Consider the following 18,588-nt stretch of genomic DNA (forward strand, 5'->3'; position numbering starts at 1 on the left):
TTTTACCGTTGCGAGAAGGCTAGCAGCGCCGCGCCGCCGAGACAACTGATTGTTCCGATATGCGCACGTTGAACGATAATGCGTATGGATATACAAGTCTCGCGGGAGATCGACACAATGGCACTCAACGATACCATAACGGCACCTAGCGGCCCTCTGGCGGGGCTCAGGGTGATCGACCTGACCAGCGTGGTGTTCGGACCCTACGCCACGCAGATCATGGCCGACATGGGCGCCGAAGTGATCAAGGTGGAGCCGCCCGAGGGCGACAATACCCGCTGGATCACCACCGGCCCCGTACCCGGCATGGGCGGCATCTATGTCAACGTGAACCGGGGCAAGCGCGGGGTCATGCTCGACCTGCGGCAGGAGGAAGACCGCGGATCGCTGCGCGCCCTGATCGCCACCGCCGACGTCTTCATCCACTCGATGCGCGGCAAGGCGATCGCGAAGCTGGGGTTCGATTACGAGTCGCTCCGCGCCATCCGGCCCGACATCGTCTACACCAACTGCTACGGTTATTCGCGCCGGGGGCCGGAGGCCGACAAGCCCGCCTACGACGACACCATCCAGGCCGAGTGCGGCATCCCCCATGTGCAGGGGCTGATGAACGGCGAGCCCGGCTATGTCGCCACGATCATGGCCGACAAGGTCGCGGGCCTCCACGCGCTCTACGCGACGATGATGGCGCTGTTCCACCGCGAGCGGACCGGCGAAGGTCAGGAAGTCGAGGTCACGATGTTCGAGGCGATGTCCTCGTTCATGCTGGTCGAGCATGCCAACGGCGCGATGTTTGCCCCGCCGACGACGCCAGCCCACTACCACCGCGCAGTCGAGCCCAACCGGCGGCCTTACAAGACCAAGGACGGTCACGTCGCCGCGCTGGTCTACAACGACAAGCACTGGAACGCCTTCGTCGCAGCCGTGAATCCGCCCTGGGCCAGCGAGGAATTCGCCACCCTCGCCCAGCGCGCGAAGCAGATCGGCCGCGTCTACGGCCTGCTCGGCGAGACGTTCCTCACGCGCACCACACAGGAATGGCTCGATACCCTGCAGGCGCTGCACATCCCCTGCGCCCGGCTGCAATCGACCGACGAACTGTTCGACAACGAACACCTCAATGCCATCGGCTTCTTCGAGGAAGTCGAGACCGAGCAAGGCCCCGTCCGCTTCCCCGGCGTGCCGACGTGGTTCTCGAAGACCCCCGGCAAAGTACGCGGTCCCGCCCCGATGCTCGGTCAGGACAACGCCGAACTGCTCACAAAAGTCGCTTCGAGCGTCGCCCCGGCGATAGCAGGCGAGTCGCAGTGAACACCCCTGTTGATTTCAACTGACAGCATTAGGAACCTTACGCTAACCACCTGTTCAAAGCGCCTCAGAGCGCGACCTGCGGATCGAGAAGAAAGGCACTCACGATGTACGACGACCAGCCTGCGGCTGACACGCTCGCCCCCGAGGCTCCGGCCGGTGCGAAGAAGAAGGGCACGCCCGTCTTCAAGCGCATCCTCGACCTGTTCGAGGCCGAGGGTATCCGCACCCTGTTCGGCATTCCCGATCCCAACTTCGTTCACCTCTTCCTCGAAGCGGAAACGCGCGGCTGGACCGTCGTGTCGCCGCACCACGAGGCGTCCGCAGGCCACATGGCCGCTGCCGCCGCGCGCATCACCGGCAAGCCGGCGCTGTGCATCGGCACGCTCGGGCCGGGCATGGCCAACCTGATGCCGGCGATCCAGTGCGCCAAGGTCGAGAACGACCCGATCATCATCATGGGCGGCCAGCGCGCCCGCATCACCGAGCGCCGCGTGCGCCGGGGCCGCATCCAGTTCGTGCGGCAGGAGCCGATGATCGAGGATTCGGTGAAGTTCTCCAGCTCCATCGAATATGCCGACCAGACCGACGAGATCGTCCGCGAGGCGATCCGCGTCGCCCTGTCGGGCACCCCCGGGCCGGCCTACATCGAGTTCCCTGCGCACATCATCCTGGAAGAACTCGACCTGCCGCCGGTGCTGCCGCCGCACCGCTATCGCCTGACCGACCAGGGCGCCGACGGCGACCGGATCGCCGAAGCGGCCGAGATCATCAGGAACGCCAAGAACCCGGTGCTGCTCGTCGGCCACGGCGTCCACACCTCGAAGTCGGGCGCGGCGGTGCGCGAACTGGCCGAACTGATGCAGTGCCCGGTGATCCAGACCTCGGGCGGCACCTCGTTCATCGAAGGGCTTGAGGACCGCACTTTCCCTTATGGTTTCTCCGAAGCCTCGATCGACGCGGTGGTCGAAAGCGACTGCTGCGTAGCGCTCGCCACCGAACTGGGCGAGCCGAGCCACTACGGCCGCTGGCGCCACTGGGTCGATAACGAGGCCAACCGCAAGTGGATCTACGTCCAGCAAGACCCCACCGCGATCGGCGTCAACCGCCCGATCGACGTGCCGCTGGTCGGCGACGTGCGCGCCGTGGTGCCGCAGCTGTCGCGCGCCCTGAAGGCGCTCGGCGGCCGCAGCGCTTCGCCCTCGCTCTCCGAATATATCCAGCGCGACGCGCAGCAGCTGGAGGAACTGGCCGAGGACGCAGGCTCCAAGTCCGACGGCTCCACCGCCAAGATGCACACCAGCCAGTTCGTCACCGAAGCGACCAAGGCCTTCCCCAAGGACGGCATCCTGATCCGCGACGGCGGCGCCACGGTGATCTTCCAGTGGACCTACTCGCAGGCCAAGCCGCATGACGTGATCTGGAACCAGAACTACGGCCACATCGGCACCGGCCTGCCTTACGCGACGGGCGCCATGCTGGCGGATCAGGCCGCCACCGGCAAAGTGCGCCCCGGCATGCTGCTGACGTCGGACAGCTCGTTCCTGTTCCACGTCGGTGAGCTGGAAGTGGCGGTGCGCAAGAACCTGCCGCTGGTGATCGTCGTCGGCGTCGATTTCCAGTGGGGTCTCGAAGTGGGCGTCTACAAGCGCACCTTCGGCCACGGCACCAAGGAAACCGGCGTCCACTGGTCCGACAAGGTCCGCTTCGACAAGATCGCCGAGGGCTTCGGCGCAGCGGGCGAGTATGTCGAGAAGGCCGCCGACATCGGCCCCGCCATCGAGCGGGCCTATGCACGCGGCGGCTGCACCGTGATCCACGTCCCGATCGACCCGGCGGCGAACTCGGAGGAAATGCCGAACTATTCGGAATTCCGCACCTGGTACGCCGAAGGCACGCAGTAACAAAAAACCATTCCTCCCCGAGCTTGTCTCGGGGAGGGGGCCATGCGCGGCATGGTGGAGGGGAAAGCGGCAAGGCGGAACCTCGCGTAAACCGCTTTTCCCCTCCACCACCCGCTGCGCGGGCGGTCCCCCTCCCCGGACAAAGCTCGGAGAGGAATCAGGGAGAGAGCATCATGCGCAGCTACACGCAGTTCTACATCGACGGCCGCTGGACCAGCCCCGTCACCCCGAAGACCGCCGAAGTCATCAACCCCGCCACCGAGGAAGTCTCGGGCGAAATTTCGCTGGGCTCCCCGCCGACGTGGACCTCGCCGTCGCCGCCGCCCGCCGCGCCTTCGCCACCTATGGCGATAGCAGCGTCAAGGACCGCCTCGACCTCCTCGAAGCCATCCAGGCCGAATACGAGCGCCGCGAAGCCGAACTCGGCGAGGCGATCATGGTCGAGATGGGCGCGCCCAAGGGCCTCGCCAACGGCTTCCACACCCTGCTCGGCAAGGGCCACCTCGGCACCGCGATCGAGGTGCTGAAGGAGTTCAAGTTCGAGGAACAGCGCGGCGTCACCCTGATCCGCAAGGAACCGATCGGCGTCTGCGGCCTGATCACGCCGTGGAACTGGCCGATGAACCAGACCTGCGTGAAAATCTTCCCGGCGCTCGCGGCAGGCTGCACGATGATCCTCAAGCCCCCGCAACTCGCGCCCTATTCCGCGCAGATCCTCGCCGAGATTCTCGACAAGGCGGGCGTCCCGGCAGGGGTGTTTAACATGATCCAGGGCCAGGGCTCGGTGATCGGCGCGGCGCTCTCCCGCCACGAGGACGTCGATATGATCTCCTTCACCGGCTCCGAACCCGTGGGCGTGCAGATCCAGAAGGACGCCGCCGACACCGTCAAGCGCGTCGGCCTCGAACTCGGCGGCAAGAGCGCGTGGATCGTGCTCGACGATGCCTCTCTCGCGGCGAACGTCGCGGGCGCGACGGCGGGCATGATGGGCAATTCCGGCCAGACCTGCTCGGCCGGTTCGCGCCTGCTGGTCCCCGCCTCCCGCCTCGCCGACGTGAAGCAGGCCGCCGCCGAAGCCGCAAGCGGCGTCACCGTGGGCGACCCGCAGAGCGACGTGGCGATGGGACCGGTCGTGTCCAAATCGCAGTACAACATCATCCAGCAGTACATCGAGAAGGGCCTCGAAGAGGGCGCCGAGCTGATCGCCGGTGGCCTCGGCCGACCCGAGGGGCTGGACAAGGGCTGGTACGTAAAACCGACCGTGTTCGTCGGCACCAACGACATGGTCATCGCCCGCGAGGAAATCTTCGGCCCGGTGCTGGTGATCATCCCCTACGACGACATCGACGACGCGGTGCGGATCGCCAACGATTCCAGCTTCGGCCTCGGCGGCTACGTCTCGGGCGAGGATCTGGACACCTGCCGCACCGTCTCGCGCCGGATGCGCACAGGGGCGATCTGGGTCAACGGCGGCTTCGACTTCCACGCTCCGTTCGGCGGCTACAAGCGCTCGGGCAACGGGCGCGAGTGGGGCGAGTTCGGCTTCCACGAATATCTGGAAGTGAAGTCGGTGATTGGCTGGTCTGCGGGCTGACCCTTCCCTCGTCATTGCGAGCGAAGCGAAGCAACCCAGGGCGGCTCAAGACTGCCCTGGGTTGCTTCGCTGCGCTCGCAATGACGAAGGGTTGGTGCGCCGCAGGCTATGCTCGAAGTGGACGTGATACGAAGCTGCACGCGTGACCTCGACGGTAAAGGGGTCTGGGGCGATGGCCCCAGGACTTCTTCCCTTCCTCCTTCCGACCCGCTAAGAACCCGCCCGTGGGCACCATCAGGCACTTCTTCCGGCATCGTCCGGCGCTTGCGGCATTGCTGCTGGCGGCGGCGCTGTGCCTCAAGGCGCTGGTCCCCACCGGCTACATGCCCACCGCTTCCGAGACCGGCACAGTCGTCATGCTCTGTTCGGGCACGACGATGACCGTGGAGATTCCCGCCAAGGGCACCCATCCGGACAACGGCGCCACCACCGCCGACCACCCTTGCGCCTTCGCCCCGCTGAGCGCAGCGCTGACCGGGGCCGACTTCGCGCCGCTGGTGCTGGCGGCGCTGGCGTTCGTCTTCGTCGCCGCGATCCTGCGCCGCGACCTCGCACTGCCCGCGACCGGCGCCCGGATCAGGCCGCCCAGCCAGGCGCCGCCTCTCTTCATCTGAACCCGTAAAAGCCCGGCCGTTTCGCGGCCTACAGCTACTCGCCCGCCTCCAGTGCGGGCCGTTCAGGTGAATTTTCCATGCTCCGTAGATTGCTCGCGCTCGGCGCGGCTCCGCTTGCCCTGTTTCCCGTCCATGCTTTCGCCGAAGAGGCGGACGACACCTCCACCATCCTCGTCGTCGGCCAGCGTGACCGCGACATCAGCCTCGATGCGCGCGGGTTGTCCGTCAGCCTCGGCGACGAACAGTTCGAGGGCGTCAACGCCCGCAACGTCGAAGACCTCATGAAGTACGCGCCCGACTTCTTCGTGCGCACCCGCTATGCCGGAGACTCAAACGGCGTGCCGGGCTTTCGTGGCACCCATTCCACCCAGAGCGCCCGGACGGTGGTGATGGTGGACGGCTTCACGGTGTCCAACTTCCTCGGCAACTCCTTCGCCTATGCGCCCAAGTGGGGCGTCGTCGGCCCCGGCGAGGTGGAGCAGTTCGACGTCGTCTACGGCCCTTACTCGGCACGCTATGCGGGCAATTCGATGGGCGGCGTGGTCAACATCACCACCCGCTCGCCCGAAAAGACCGAGGCCTTCGCCACCGTGCAGGCCATGGCCCAGCCCTACGACCAGTACGGCACGCACGATACCTATTACGGCTATTCCGCCGAGGCCGGGTTCGGCTTTCGCCAGAAGGACGGCCCATGGTCGGTGCGCCTCTCGGGCCGCCACTTCCGCAACACCGGCCATCCGCAGATGTTCTATGGCCTGACGCCCTCCACCAGCACCGCCGCCGCGACCGCAGTGACCGGCGCGATGCTCGATCCGAAGCAGGCGGTCGCCGGTTCCCCCGGCACCAGCACCAACCCGATCTTCGCCGCGCAGAGCCCCGCCGAAACCACGCAGGACCAGGCCAAGCTGCGCCTCGGCTACGACGGCGCATCGGGCGTGACCGGCGAGTTCCTGCTGGCTTATTGGCACAACCTCGACAGCCAGACCGCGCCCGACTGCTACCTTCGCGACGCCAGCGGCAACGCGGTATGCGACGGCCTCGTCTCGACAGGCGGCAAGACTTATACCGCCACCGGCGCCAACTGGTCGCGCACCGTGCGCGACGAAGTGCTGGCAGGCCTGAGGCTCGCCGCGCCGCTGTCCGATGCGGTGGAGATTCAGGCGAACGTCTCGACCTACCAGATCCTGCGCTCGGACGGCTTCACCTCAAGCACCTGGAGCGACGGCGCCAACGGCGGCGCGGGCCGCCTCGCCCGGCAGGGACCGACTTACTGGTGGACCGGCGAGCTTTCCGCGACCGCCCGCCTCGGCGGCGTCGAACTCTCGGGCGGCGGCAGCGCGAATCTCTACAAGACCGACCTCACCAACTACACTTTGGCGAACTGGCGCAGCGATGCGGGCAAGGCGTTCTCCACCCGCACCTTCGGCAAGACCCGCACCCTTGCCGCGTGGGGCGAAGTGCGCGTGCCGTTCGATCCGGTAACCCTGACGCTGGGCGCCCGCTACGAGGACTGGCGCGCCTTCGACGGCGGCCTCGCCCGCGTAAGCACGGCTGGCGCGGTGGTCACCAACCGCTACGACAGCCGCCATGCCACCGGCTTCCAGCCCAAGGCATCGCTGGAATGGGCCGTCGATCCCGACACCCGCGTCCAGCTGAGCCTGGCGAAAGCGGTGCGCTTCCCCACTGTGGGCGAGCTGTTCCAGGGCAGCCTCGACGGCGACGGCGCCTTCAACGAGGACAGCTTCGATCCGAACCTCAAGCCCGAGCGCTCCACCGACGCCAACCTCTTGGTCGCCCACGACTTCGGTGGCGTGAAGCTGACCGGCTCGGCGTTCTGGCAGCGGGTGAAGGACACGATATTCTCGTTCTACGGCTTCAACCAGAACGGCGTGAGCACCTCGAACTTCAAGAACATCGACGTCACCCGCCAGTACGGCTTCGAACTGATCGCCGAAGCCCGCGACGTCCTCATCCCCGGCCTAGACCTGGACGCCAACGCCGCGTGGATCGATTCCGTCACCGTCCGCAACGACGCCGCCCCGGCGGCCGAGGGCGTGCAGTTCCCCCGCATCCCGCGTTGGCGGCTCAACGGCAATGTGCGCTACCGGGTGGCAGAGCCGGTGCTCGTCTCCATCGGCGTGCGCTATGCCAGCCGCCCCAACACCGACCTGTTCGGCCTGCAGCGCGGCGATACGTACGGCTACACTTCCGAACTCTTCGCGCTCGACATGCGGGTCAGCTGGGACGTGACGCCGCAGCTGCGCCTGAGCGCGGGCGTCGACAACATCACCAACGACCGTGCCTGGGTCTACCACCCCTACCCCCAACGCAGCTTCCTGGTCGAAGCGGGGTGGAAGCTGTGAGCGTGACCCGTACCGAGCGGTGGTATCGTGCCGTCTGGCGCTGGCACTTCTACGCCGGGCTGTTCTGCGTGCCCTTCGTGCTGTGGCTGTCGGTGACGGGCGGCCTCTACCTGTTCAAACCGCAGATCGAGGCCGCCCTCTACGCGCCTTATCGCGGCGTCGCGACCGGCCCCTCTTCCGATCTCGCTCCGGAAGCGATCGCCGCAAAGGCCGTCGCGGCGGTCCCGGGCTCGGTCCTGCACAAGTACGTCCTGCCCGAAAATCGGCGCGATGCCGTCGAGGTGCTCGTCGGCCAGGGGGCCGAGGACGTGCGCGTCTGGGTCCACCCCCAGACCGGCGCGGTGCTCCACAAGGTGCCGGAAGAGGACCGCCTCATGCGCGTGGTCTTCCGCCTCCACGGCGAACTGCTGGCGGGAGATTGGGGCTCCGCGCTGGTCGAGACGGCCGCGTGCTGGACGCTGGTGATGCTGCTGACCGGCCTGTTCCTGTGGTGGCCGCGCGGCGGGGCGAGACTGGCCGGCGTGCTCTACCCCCGCCTGCGCCGGGGCCGCGCTCTGTTCTGGCGCGACATCCACGCCGTCACCGGGCTCTGGATCACGCTGGGCGCGGCATTCCTCATCGCCTCCGGCCTGCCCTGGGCCAATGCCTGGGGCGACTACTTCCGACAGGTCCGCACCGTCACCGGAACTGCTGCGGGACGGCAGGACTGGTCCTCCGGGGCGAACGCCGATGCCGTCTCGCGCCGCCGGGACGACGCGGGCATGCGCGCCATGATGTCGGCCCACGCCGAGCATCACGGCATGGCAATGGCGCACATGGCCCCCTCACCCGCCGCGCTCGATGCCGTGGTGCGCCGGGCACGGCGACTGGACTTCGCCGCTCCTGTGGAGATCAGCCCCCGACCGCTCCCGAAGCGCCATGGCAGGTCCGCAGCCAGGCCGAGAACCGCCCTCGCCGCGACAGCGCCGAGATCGCCTCGGATGGCGGCCTGATCGGCGTGGAGCGCTTCGCCGACCGCCACTGGATCGACCGCACCGTCGGCTACGGCGTTGCCATCCACGAAGGCGCCTGGGCTGGTCTCGCCAATCAGTTGGTCAACCTTGCCATCCTGTTCGGCCTCGTCCTGCTGTGCGTATCGAGCATGGTCCTATGGTGGCGGCGGCGCCCCGACGGTGAGCTAGGCGCCCCGCGAAGCCTGGCGCCGTTGCGCCATTCGTGGGCGCTGGTGCTCCTGGTGATTACGCTGGCGGTGTTTATGCCGCTATTCGGCCTCTCGCTGGGGCTGGCGACGGTGCTGGAGGTCTCGCTCGGCCGGGTGGTCCCGCGCATACGCGTGTGGATGGGCTGGCGCACTGCCGCGTGATCTGCCTGCAGAGGCGACGCGTGCGGTCAGGTGAGGGGTTCATCTATCGGAGACAGGAAGCCGCCTTGCAGGCGGTACTCAGACTTCCGGTGGAGCGGGTGAGGGGAATCGAACCCCCGTATTCAGCTTGGGAAGCTGCTGCTCTACCATTGAGCTACACCCGCACACCACATTCCGGCGCATTAACTGCCAAGCAGGGGCCTAGTGGCACGATGACGGCAGCGACGTCAACGCCTCTCTTCAGGGCAGTGACGAAGCGATGCGGAAACGGTGGCGAACCTGGACTGACTTGACGCTTATGCTGCACGCCCGCCGGTGGAAGTCGAGGGTGTTTCCACCGCGCGCAGGCGCATGACGCTGCGGCGGGCAACCCGGTTACGGCCGCTGCGCTTGGCGTCGTAGAGCGCGGTGTCGGCGGCAGAGACGAAAACGTCCATCCCCGTATCGAGAGCCTGTGCGCAGGCGAGACCGATGCTGATGGTGACGACCCCCACGCCGGTCCCCGACGGAAGGCCCAGTGCCTCCACCGAGGCGCGCATGCGTTCTGCAATCAGGCCTGCATCCTGCGGATCGATGCCGGTGAGGATCGCAGCAAACTCTTCGCCGCCGTATCGTGCGACCAGATCGCTGTCACGCCGGGCGCAACCCGAGAGGACGGCTGCCACGGTGCGCAAGTGCTGGTCGCCGACCGCGTGACCGAACTGGTCGTTGAGCTGCTTAAAGTGGTCAATGTCGATCATCAGCAGCGCCAGCGGCTCCGGGCCTTCCCGCCGTCTTGCCCATTCGCGGGCAAGAACTTCGTCGAAACGGCGGCGATTGGCGATACCGGTCAAAGCATCGACGTGGGAGAGGCGGGCGAGTTCGTCCTGTTCCTCGAAGTTGCGTAGCTGGACCAGCATCGTACGCAGGCCATAGCCGAGCGATGCGCCCACGCAGCCGCTGATTGCGATGATCGGATCGTAAGTGACAAGCAGCACCGACACCGTGAGCAGCGTCACCGGGATCAGCAACGGCCCGCCGGCGCGCACCATTCTGGGCGCGTGCGAACCTCCCGCAGCGCCAAGGCCCCGTTGGTAAGGCTCGCCCACGGCATGCCAGGCGAGCACCATGAACGGCAGGTCGATAAGCAGGTCAGACCAGCCTCCACAAGGCGTCGCCGACTGGTAATGATTGATGTAGCCCGCGCAAAACAGGTAAAGCACCGCGTAGACCGTCATCGCCCGGAAGAACGGCGCCCTCTGCCGGGTGCGGACGAGAAACCGGATGACGGCGAACGAGGCGATGAACAGGTTCTCGACGTCGAACATGAGTTGCAGCGCATCGACCGTTTCCGCGGGCGTCCGGGACTGCGAGATCAGCCTGCCGACGTGGATGTAATAAAGGTAGCCCAGCGCCGTAGCCAGCGCGGCGTCGACCAGGCGTACCTGCCATTTTTCGTCGGCAGGACTGGCCAGCGCAAAGATCAGCGGCACTCCGTAGAGCACGTATAGCAGCATGCTCAGCCGGTCTTCATGGACAATGTCGAGAAACAGCGTCGCTACCATAGTCGAAGCCATGCCGCCTGCCCAGCACAGCATCGCCGCGCCCGCGGGGAGCCACCCTTCGAAACCATCCTTCCAGCCGCGATAGAGACACGCCATGCCCGCCAGGATGGGGGCCGCGATCAGCCAGCCGAACGATACCGGCGTGCCCGCGCTGTCGGTGAGCACAAGCGAGCCGGCATGACCCGTCAGGAACAGGACGGGAAGCGCTGCAGTGATGATCCTCGATCCGTGCCGCATTTTTTCCCTCGGGCGGGGCACTCTCGCGATGATCCTTGCCACAAGCACCTTTAATCGAAGTTAATTCCCGGGCAGCCTGACTTCGGTATTATTGGGAATCCGCCCAGACCGGAGGCCGCTTTTCGAAAAGAGCCTTGCCGCCTTCGCGCGCGTCGGGGCCGCCAAGCATCGCCCGGACTTCGGAAAGGGCGAACATCTCCCGGTTCGACGCATCCATGCCGAGGTCGTAATAAGACTTGATGATGGCCCTGGTGGCGATCATCGAAGCGGGCGAGCAGGCCGCGATCTCGTCGGCCCAGCGGCGGGCACAGTCCAGGAGTTGCGCGTCGGGTACGACTTCGGCCACGAGTCCCCAGTCGTGCGCCTGGGCCGCGTTGATCCGCCTTGCGGTGAGCAGCATGGCATGGGCGCGCTTGGGGCCGAGTTCCTGCACGATCCGCTGGATTCCCCCACCCAGCGCGGCAAGGCCCACCTTGGGTTCTGTCAGGCCGAAGCTGGCGCTTTTAGCAGCGACGATGACGTCGCAGGCCAGCGCAGCCTCGAACCCGCCGCCCAGCGCGAAGCCGTTGACCGCCGCGATAACCGGCTTGCGCCGGGCGAAGCGCCAGGTCAGGCCCGCAAAGCCGGTCTCGGGCACCGGCATGCCCCTGAAGGCACGCGGATCGTCCTTGTTCGAGGGCGTGCGCAAGTCCGCGCCCGCCGAGAACGCCTTGTCGCCCGAAGCCGTCAGGATCGCGACCCAGAGCGCCGGGTCGGCTTCGAGATCGGTCGAACACTTCGGCCAGTTCAAAATGCGCCTCGGCGTGGAGGGCGTTGCGCATCTCGGGGCGGTCGATGGTAATGGTCATGACGCGGCCCTCCGTCGCCACCTTGCAGAACTGCGTGTCCATGGATGTCCTCTTCCTTTCGCGCCGTAGTTGAAAGCGGCGTCGCAAGCAGGCACCGTGGCGCAATGCGACAAGCCTCGACCATCCTTTCCATCGATACGCCGGGCCGCGGGTTCACCGAAATCACACGGGCGATGGCCGAGTGGCTGGCGCAGACCGGCATCGAGGAGGGTCTGTTGACGCTGCTGTGCCGCCACACCTCGGCCTCGCTGCTGCTCCAGGAGAACGCCGCGCGCGAGGTGCGGGTGGACATCGCCGCCTGGCTCGACCGGCTGGCGCCCGAGGGTGCGCACTATGCCCATGACGACGAGGGACCGGACGACATGCCTGCGCATCTCAAGGCGACGCTGACGGGCGTGAACCTGCAGATCCCGGTGATCGACGGACGCATGGCGCTGGGCACCTGGCAGGGCATCTATCTGGCCGAACACCGGCGCCGACCGCATTGCCGGGAGATCGCGGTGCATTTGATGGGGGAATAACCCCGTCAGACGCGACGGAATGGCCCATCACGGCGGCGGTTTACCTTGCCAAGCCATCCGCTTGTCACAATAAGGGCCCATGCAGGAAAATCGTATTGCGCCCCCGTCCGTATTCAGGGCAACTTCCTTGCCATCGGGGAGCGGCGGCTGCTCAACTGGCTCTGCGCACGCATGCCGGCCTGGGTGAAGCCCGACCTGCTGACGGCGCTGGGCATGGTCGGCGCGGTCCTGATCTTCGCCGGATACGCCACCAGCCTGCTCGACGAGGACTGGCTGTGGCTGTGCATGCCGGGTTACCTGCTGCACTGGTTCGGCGATTCGATGGACGGCAGCCTCGCCCGCTTTCGCCATATCGAGCGGCCCCGCTACGGCTATTTCCTCGACCACAGTTGCGACGGTATCGCGACTTTCCTGATCCTGCTCGGCATCGGCGTGAGCCCCTATGTGCGGCTGGAAGTCTCGCTGATCGCCATGGTCGGCTACCTGCTGCTGTGCATTCACGCCTTCCTGGCGGTGCGGGTGCTGGGCGAGTTGCGGCTGTCGTACCTCAACGCCGGGCCGACCGAACTGCGCCTGATCCTCATCTCCCTGACGTTCGCGATGCTGATCCTCGGCGACAAGCAGCGCGACATGGAGGCGATGACCGTTTTCGACTGGTTCGTCGGCGGCGTGGGCGTGATCCTGATCGGCGTGTTCGTGGTGCAGACCGCGCGGTCGGTCCGCAGGCTGGCGCTTATAGACCCGGCCAAATGACCGACCTGCACGGCCTGTAATGCTACGTAAGTTCTTGTAAATTCCGCTCCCGTTCACCTGAACTTCAGGCGCGCAGGTGTCTTCACCGTCCCAAGGCGGGTGCGACGCCCTTGGCCCATTCGGCCGCTCCGAGAACAGGGACTACCCGTGAACAAGACCAGCATGACCATCCTCGCCGCCCTTGCGTTGGGCGCTTTCGCACCGTCCGTGGCCGGTGCGCAGACGGCGCAGCATGAAACGCACACCGCCGCCAGGCCGGTGGTGAAGAAGACCACCACCGTGCGCAAGACTGGCGTTACCAAGAAGCAGCCCGCGAAGAAGGTGACCTGCCGCTATCAGGTGAAGCGCGGCAAGAAGGTCAGGGTCTGCAAGTAATCAGGCTGCGAAAGCGGGCCGCCACCGAGTACCCCCTGCGTTCGGCAGGGAGGCGTCCGCTTTCGCATCCTGTACCGTCCCGGGCTTGACCCAGGATCGGGCGCACACGCGTCTACGGTCCCGGGTCAAGTCCGGGACGGCAACAGCGGCGATAAATAGAGATCAGCCCTGCGAGGGAAGCTGCGCGAAAGCGGCCTGGAAGGTGTCGCTGGGCAGGCCGGGCTTCTGATCGGCGGCAGCGGCGCCAGGCGCGTAGATGAAGCCGAAGGTCGGGCTGGTGCGCAGGCCCAGCGACTGAGTCGGGGCGTACCACACGCGAACGCTGCTCCAGTCGCCGTTGGCCGAGACGTCTTCGGCCATGGCCGACTTCTCGATCATGCCGGGGCGCGACCAGTTGGCGTGGTTGAGCACCACATGGCGTTCATCGACGATCTTGCTGACGACGGCGACGTGACCCACCGGCATCGCGCCGGTCGCCTTGAACACCAGCACCGAGCCGGCGAGCGGGGTCTTGCCGCGAGCATAAGTGCCTTCGGCCTGACCCCACCAGGTCGCCGCATTGCCATGCAGGTCGATGGCCGAGTGTTCCCGCGCATAAGGTGCGCACTGGAGCGGACGGGCCATGGCCGGCTGGGTAAACAGAGCAACAGCGGCCAGAGCGAATGCGGGAACGAATTTCATGGACAGGAGTTATAACGCGCAACTCTTGCTGCGATAGCGAAGGGGTTGGGCGGTCACCGTCCCTCTCGCACGGTTCGTCGCACTGTCCACAAGCGACGAAATGCGATGAAGTGTTTGGTCGCAAGACTCTGGAACAACTAGGGAAATTTTGCCGGGTTGGGACCGAATCGCCCTTCCCTGCACCGTCATTCCCGCGAAGGCGGGAACCCATCTCGTGAAGCGGCCGACCGCACCATCATCAGCTGGGCCCCCGCCTTCGTGGGGATGACCATCAGTTTTTTTGATCAAGCAAGGTGACGGGGCAATGGCCCCACTCCGTCATTGCGAGCGCAGCGAAGCAATCCAGGGCGGCGGTGGACTGCCCTGGATTGCTTCGCTGCGCTCGCAATGACGAATGCGGTGAGGCTCAGCTCGCCAGAGCCAGCTTCGCCGCTTCCTCGCGCACGACGCGGGGCTGGTCGGCCCAGATGCCGCGCGTGTCGTAGACCAGCTTGGTCGCGCGTTCGGCCAGCGGCACGACGCGGAAGACGTCGTGGTCCACCAGCACGATCAGGATCTCACAAGTCTCCAGCGCCTCGTCGATGTCGATCTGGGTGACGCCGGTGTCGGTGAACTCGATCGGCAATTCGGCGGCATAGGGCTCGACGATCGAGACGCGCTCCCCGAACTTGCGCGCGATGCGGCTGGCGACGAAGCGGGCCGGACTCTCGCGGAAGTCGTCGATGTTGGCCTTGAAGGCGAGGCCGAGGCAGGCGATGCGCGCGTCCGGATGGGCTTCGATCAGGGCTTCGGCCTTGGCGATGACGTGGTGCATCTTGCCGTCGTTGACCCCGCGCGCGGTCCGGATCAGCGGGGTTTCCTCGGGCGCGCCGTGGACGATGAACCAGGGGTCCACCGCGATGCAGTGGCCACCGACGCCCGGGCCCGGCGAGAGGATGTTGACGCGCGGGTGGCGGTTGGCGAGGCGGATCACCTCCCACACGTCCAGCCCCATGCGATCCGAGACGATCGACAGTTCGTTGGCGAAGGCGATGTTGACGTCGCGGTAGGCGTTCTCGACCAGCTTGGTCATCTCGGCCGCGCGGGCGTCGGTGGTGACGCATTCGCCGCGTACGAAGCGCTTGTAGAACGCCAGCGCCTTGCGCGCGCAGCGCGGGGTGATGCCGCCGATCGACCGGTCGTTGTTGGTCAGTTCCTCGAGGATGCGGCCGGGCAGGACGCGCTCGGGGCAATAGGCGATCGAGATGTCCGGGGTCTCGCGCGTCAGGCCGGGAATCTTCAGGTCCGGGCGCATCTGCGCGATCATGTCGCGCATCTTCTCGGTGGTGCCGACCGGCGAGGTCGATTCCAGGATCACCACGTCGCCCGCCTTGAGCACCGGCGCGATCTTGCGGCCTGCCGCGAGGACATACGAGATGTCAGGGGCGTGATCGCCCTTCTCGTCCTTTTCGAAGGGCGTGGGCACCGCGATCACGAAGACGTCGGCGGGCGCCACCTCCAGCGAGGCCGAGAGCAGCCCACGCGAAACCACGCCTTGCACGAGACCGTCGAGATCGACTTCCTCGATGTGGATCTCTCCGCGATTGATGGTGTCGACCACCTTCTGCGACACGTCGAGGCCCAGCACCTTGCTGCCCGAACGGGCGATCACGGCGGCGGTGGGAAGTCCGATGTAGCCGAGGCCGACGACGCAGACCGAAGGTGAAGAGCTTGTCCTGCTCATTACGATGCTCCGTGATTTTGCTGGGAAGCCTGCTGGCTAGGAATGGCGCGCAGCACGGGCTGGTTGCCCCGTGCAAGCGTCATGACGACGCCAGCAGGCTTCCCAGCAAAACCCCGAAGGGGCGGGCCGCTTTGGCCCATCGCTGCGTTGCTCGTCGGGCACAATGTACCGGCATTGCGCCCTCCTCGCGCCTTGCGCTGGGCCAAAATCGACTCCGTCCCGGAGCATCGTAATGAGCAGGACAAGCTCTCTTGTCAGATTTCATTCGCAAGCAGCTCCAGGATGCGGCGCGAGGTCTGCCCGTCTCCGAACGGATTGTGGGCGCGCGCCATGGCCTCGTAGGCGGTCTTATCGTCGAGCAGGGTTGATAATTCGGTAACGATCCGGCGCGCATCGGTGCCGACGAGTTTCGCGGTGCCCGCCTCGACGCCTTCGGGCCGCTCGGTGGTCTCGCGCATTACCAGTACCGGCTTGCCGAGGGCCGGGGCTTCCTCCTGCACGCCGCCCGAATCGGTGAGCATGATCTCGCTGATCGCCAGCAGCCGGGCGAAGTGCGGGTAGTCGAGCGGCTCGATCAGCGCGACGTTGTCGAGGCCGGAAAGACGCTCGTTCATCACCTTGCGCACGTTGGGGTTCAGGTGGACCGGGAAGATCACCGCCGTGTCGGGACGCGATGCGATTTCGCGGATGGCCTGCGCGATCTGCTCCATCCCCTCGCCGAAGTTCTCGCGGCGGTGGCTGGTGACACCGATGATGCGCTTGCCCGCGAAGCGGGTTTCGAGGTCGGCGAGGCCCGACGCGAGAGCGGGATTACGCTCGATCTCGGCGGTGACCCAATGGAGCGCGTCGATCACGGTATTGCCGGTGACGTGGACGCGGTCGGCCGCCACGTTCTCGCGCAGCAGCGCCGCCTCGCTGGTGGTGGTGGGCGCGAAGTGCAGGCTCGCCATGGCGCCGATGATCTTGCGATTCACCTCCTCGGGCCACGGATGGTAGATGTTGTAGCTGCGCAGCCCTGCCTCGACGTGATCGACCGGCAGCTTGCGGTAATAGGCCGCGAGAGCGCCCGACATGGCGGTGGCGGTGTCCCCCTGCACGATCACGCGGGTTGGCTTCACTGCGTCCATCACCTTGCCCAGCCCGGTGAGCAGGTTCGCCGTCAGCGCATCGAGCGTCTGGTCGGGCTGCATCACGTCGAGGTCGTGATCGGGCACGATCCCGGCGATCTCCAGCACCTGATCGAGCATCTGGCGATGCTGCGCGGAGACGCAGACCACGCACTCGAACCGAGGATCGGCCTTGAGCGCATGGACGACGGGGAACAGCTTGATGGCTTCCGGGCGCGTGCCGAAAACGACGAGGATGCGTGCAGTCATGCGGCGGGGCTTAGCAGCCGTGTGTTAAATGGAGACTAAAGCCGTTTCATTTCGCCAGAGTATAGCGTCCGTCGATACTCGTGCCCGCAGTGCAATAATCATCCGTGTGCGGCTGGTGCCCGGCTTCGGCATAGGACAGCTGAAAGGCGTCCTTGCCGCTGGGGGTGAAGACCAGCATCGGCAGTCCTTCTTCCAGCGAGGCGACGGTCCAGGTCTGCTTGTCGTCGTCGCGGCTCATGACGCCGTCCAGCGTGCAGGACCGGCGGCCCTTGAAGGCAAGCGAGATGACCAGCATCGCCTTGCCGTCGATCAGCGGGACGATCCGCACGGGGCCGGAATAGCCCGCTTCTCCCCGCGCGAATTGCCCCGACGGGAACGGCAGGAAAGGGATACGCGCGTGCTTGCCCTCGGCAAAGTTCAGACGGCTTTCGCGGCGCTTCAGGGCGCGGTTGATGCAGTGCTGGTCTTGGCAATGTTCGGCGCGGCCGCGTGCCTGGCCGATCGCGGCCGAATAGACCTGCGCATGCTCGGGCTTGTCGAGTGTTGTCTTCAGCCAGGCGAGTTGCGCGTCCTCCCGCTTGGCCAGTTCGGCTGCATTGGTTTTGGCCTGCGGGCTCGGGTCGATCTTCGCGGCGGCCGGCGGCTCGGCGCTCGCATCCGATTCGGGATTGCACGCGGTCAAAGCGAGCAATGGAGCAGCCAGCGGAACCAGCGTCAGGGCGAAGCGGCGGGGAGCATCGTCACGCGGCAGAGCCTATCTCCGCCTTTCCACGTGGACAACCCCGAACGCGCCTCTTGCCCGTCCCGGCGGCTTGGGTAACACCCGCGCCATGTCTATCCTCAGCGACAAGTGGATCCGCCAGCAGGCCCAGGAACACGGCATGATCGAGCCGTTCGTGGAGGCGCAGCGCCGCGACGGGTGCATTTCCTACGGCCTGTCTTCCTATGGCTACGACGCCCGCGTCGCGCCGGAGTTCAAGATCTTCACCAACGTCGATTCGGCGGTGGTCGACCCCAAGGACTTTGCGGCGAACTCCTTCGTGGACCGTACCACCGACGTCTGCGTGATCCCGCCCAACTCCTTCGCGCTGGCCCGCACGGTCGAATACTTCCGCGTCCCACGCGACGTTCTGGTCATCTGCCTGGGCAAGAGCACCTATGCGCGCTGCGGCATCATCGTGAACGTCACGCCGCTGGAACCGGGCTGGGAAGGCCACGTGACGCTCGAATTCTCGAACACCACCCCCTGCCCGCGAAGATCTACGCCAACGAGGGCGCCTGCCAGTTCCTGTTCCTCAAGGGCAACGAACCGTGTGAGACGAGCTATGCCGACCGCGCGGGCAAGTACATGGGCCAGCGCGGAGTGACGCTGCCCCGGCTCTGA

At 66.2% G+C, this 18,588-nt stretch carries 13 protein-coding genes, 1 tRNA gene and 3 pseudogenes; 10 read left to right on the plus strand and 7 right to left on the minus strand.

Features of this window, described 5'->3' with window-relative positions; translation table 11 throughout:
• Positions 1-117 precede the first annotated feature (117 nt).
• From KZO24_RS12570 to KZO24_RS12595, 6 genes and pseudogenes are all read left to right on the plus strand, one after another.
• Positions 118-1,311, plus strand: a complete 1,194-nt coding sequence (locus KZO24_RS12570) for a CaiB/BaiF CoA transferase family protein (RefSeq protein ID WP_486486293.1) — start codon at positions 118-120, stop codon at positions 1,309-1,311.
• A 104-nt stretch (positions 1,312-1,415) separates the two neighbouring features.
• Positions 1,416-3,212: a thiamine pyrophosphate-binding protein gene (locus KZO24_RS12575; RefSeq protein ID WP_271182102.1), complete on the plus strand. Its 1,797-nt coding sequence runs from the start codon at positions 1,416-1,418 to the stop codon at positions 3,210-3,212.
• Between the two features lie 173 nt (positions 3,213-3,385).
• Positions 3,386-4,806: pseudogene (locus KZO24_RS12580) on the plus strand (aldehyde dehydrogenase family protein).
• 224 nt (positions 4,807-5,030) lie between these two features.
• On the plus strand, positions 5,031-5,420 hold the full coding sequence (locus KZO24_RS12585) for a hypothetical protein (protein ID WP_271182104.1): 390 nt from the start codon (positions 5,031-5,033) through the stop codon (positions 5,418-5,420).
• A gap of 77 nt (positions 5,421-5,497) precedes the next feature.
• The gene (locus KZO24_RS12590; protein WP_271182105.1) at positions 5,498-7,783 is read left to right on the plus strand and encodes a TonB-dependent receptor; all 2,286 of its coding nucleotides are present in this window, start codon (positions 5,498-5,500) and stop codon (positions 7,781-7,783) included.
• Positions 7,771-9,146: pseudogene (locus KZO24_RS12595) on the plus strand (PepSY-associated TM helix domain-containing protein). Before KZO24_RS12590 ends, KZO24_RS12595 begins: the two are co-directional and overlap by 13 nt.
• A 90-nt stretch (positions 9,147-9,236) precedes the next feature.
• Here KZO24_RS12595 and KZO24_RS12600 read toward each other — a convergent pair.
• From KZO24_RS12600 to KZO24_RS12610, 3 genes are all read right to left on the minus strand, one after another.
• A tRNA-Gly gene (locus KZO24_RS12600) sits at positions 9,237-9,310 on the minus strand.
• A gap of 132 nt (positions 9,311-9,442) precedes the next feature.
• Positions 9,443-10,927: a GGDEF domain-containing protein gene (locus KZO24_RS12605; RefSeq protein ID WP_486486294.1), complete on the minus strand. Its 1,485-nt coding sequence runs from the start codon at positions 10,925-10,927 to the stop codon at positions 9,443-9,445.
• 88 nt (positions 10,928-11,015) lie between these two features.
• The gene (locus KZO24_RS12610; protein ID WP_486486295.1) at positions 11,016-11,717 is read right to left on the minus strand and encodes an enoyl-CoA hydratase-related protein; all 702 of its coding nucleotides are present in this window, start codon (positions 11,715-11,717) and stop codon (positions 11,016-11,018) included.
• A 162-nt stretch (positions 11,718-11,879) separates the two neighbouring features.
• Here KZO24_RS12610 and KZO24_RS12615 point away from each other — a divergent pair, with 162 nt between their 5' ends.
• The 3 genes from KZO24_RS12615 to KZO24_RS12625 all read left to right on the plus strand — a co-directional run bounded on the left by KZO24_RS12615 (position 11,880) and on the right by KZO24_RS12625 (position 13,424).
• Positions 11,880-12,296 carry a secondary thiamine-phosphate synthase enzyme YjbQ gene (locus KZO24_RS12615; protein WP_271182109.1) on the plus strand — a complete coding sequence of 139 codons (417 nt, stop codon included), beginning with the start codon at positions 11,880-11,882 and terminating at the stop codon, positions 12,294-12,296.
• Between the two features lie 171 nt (positions 12,297-12,467).
• Positions 12,468-13,049 carry a CDP-alcohol phosphatidyltransferase family protein gene (locus tag KZO24_RS12620; protein WP_486486296.1) on the plus strand — a complete coding sequence of 194 codons (582 nt, stop codon included), beginning with the start codon at positions 12,468-12,470 and terminating at the stop codon, positions 13,047-13,049.
• Positions 13,050-13,196: 147 nt separating this feature from the next.
• A complete protein-coding gene (locus KZO24_RS12625; protein ID WP_271182110.1) occupies positions 13,197-13,424 on the plus strand; it encodes a hypothetical protein in 228 nt (75 codons plus the stop codon).
• A 162-nt stretch (positions 13,425-13,586) separates the two neighbouring features.
• On the opposite strand, the gene KZO24_RS12630 is transcribed toward KZO24_RS12625, so the two are convergent.
• The 4 genes from KZO24_RS12630 to KZO24_RS12645 form a co-directional block, all read right to left on the minus strand.
• Positions 13,587-14,048 (minus strand): CHAP domain-containing protein, encoded by a 462-nt coding sequence (locus KZO24_RS12630; RefSeq protein WP_309298979.1) that lies wholly within the window; start codon positions 14,046-14,048, stop codon positions 13,587-13,589.
• 463 nt (positions 14,049-14,511) lie between these two features.
• Complete coding sequence (gene wecC, locus KZO24_RS12635) at positions 14,512-15,828, minus strand: UDP-N-acetyl-D-mannosamine dehydrogenase (RefSeq protein WP_271182112.1); 1,317 nt, start codon at positions 15,826-15,828, stop codon at positions 14,512-14,514.
• A 254-nt stretch (positions 15,829-16,082) separates the two neighbouring features.
• Complete coding sequence (gene wecB / locus KZO24_RS12640; RefSeq protein ID WP_271182113.1) at positions 16,083-17,204, minus strand: non-hydrolyzing UDP-N-acetylglucosamine 2-epimerase; 1,122 nt, start codon at positions 17,202-17,204, stop codon at positions 16,083-16,085.
• 46 nt (positions 17,205-17,250) lie between these two features.
• The gene (locus tag KZO24_RS12645) at positions 17,251-17,895 is read right to left on the minus strand and encodes a hypothetical protein (RefSeq protein ID WP_486486297.1); all 645 of its coding nucleotides are present in this window, start codon (positions 17,893-17,895) and stop codon (positions 17,251-17,253) included.
• Positions 17,896-18,034: 139 nt separating this feature from the next.
• Between KZO24_RS12645 and dcd the strand changes: the two are divergent.
• Positions 18,035-18,588 (plus strand): annotated as a pseudogene (dcd, locus tag KZO24_RS12650) (dCTP deaminase).

The sequence above is a fragment of the Novosphingobium sp. NFX11 genome (assembly GCF_057376415.1).